This is a genomic window from Winogradskyella sp. A2 (assembly GCF_046762865.1).
Lineage (GTDB): Bacteria > Bacteroidota > Bacteroidia > Flavobacteriales > Flavobacteriaceae > Winogradskyella.
In genome coordinates, this window is sequence record NZ_JBKQXM010000023.1 from 1 (window position 1) to 831 (window position 831).

Annotated in this window: 1 protein-coding gene; it reads right to left on the minus strand. The window is 53.4% G+C overall.

Going from position 1 to position 831, the window contains the following annotated elements; genetic code table 11:
• On the minus strand, positions 1-831 hold an 831-nt coding region (locus tag ACFWV9_RS16140; RefSeq protein WP_411896262.1), incomplete at both ends, for a BspA family leucine-rich repeat surface protein.

The following is an 831-nucleotide window of genomic DNA, read 5'->3' on the forward strand; positions in this document are numbered from 1 at the left end:
GCCCAGCCACTTATATCACGGTTGAACATCAGGGCCGTGTCGAACATTCCTGCCATGTCGGTAACACTTGATACGTCCCAGCCGACTATGTTACCGTTGAACTCTATCGCTGCAAAGAACATTTCCTTCATGTTCCCCACGTTGCCTAACTGCCAGCTACTCAGGTCCTGGTTGAAGGCATTGGTCTGGCGGAACATCTCCTTCATGTCGGTAACGTTGGATACGTCCCAACTGCCTATATCTTGGTTGAATTCTGCAGCAACGTTGAACATGCCGCTCATGTCGGTAACGTTGCCTACCTCCCAGCTACCGATATCCGCATTGAAGCTGACGCACCACTTGAACATGTTGCGCATATCGGTAACGTTGGATACGTCCCAGCCGCCAAGGTCCTGGTCGAACAGGGTCGCCTCGTTGAACATGTCGGCCATCGTGGTCACCGTGGATACGTCCCAGCCGGACATCGAAGCATTGCCTCGGAAGTCAATGCCAGTGTTCCTGAACATTCCCGACATGTCCGTAACGTTCGAAAGGTCCGGAAAATCCATTGCGTTCAGCTCAAAGCTGTCCGCTCCGTAAAAGGCGTTCGCCATGCTGCCCCAGGCTATAGTGCCCCACTGCTCTACACTGCGGAAGCGTCCCGCATTGTCCTGCTCGACCTGGGTCGGCGTACCATTGAAATATATCGAAGGAAAATCGCCAGTGATACTCACCTGGTAGGTGCCCGCGGCAACATAGGTGTGCACAGCATCCCCCGTAACGTTGTTCTCAACGGTACCATCTCCCCAGTCTATGCTGTAATCGTAAACATATCCAGGGTTGGTGGGGATG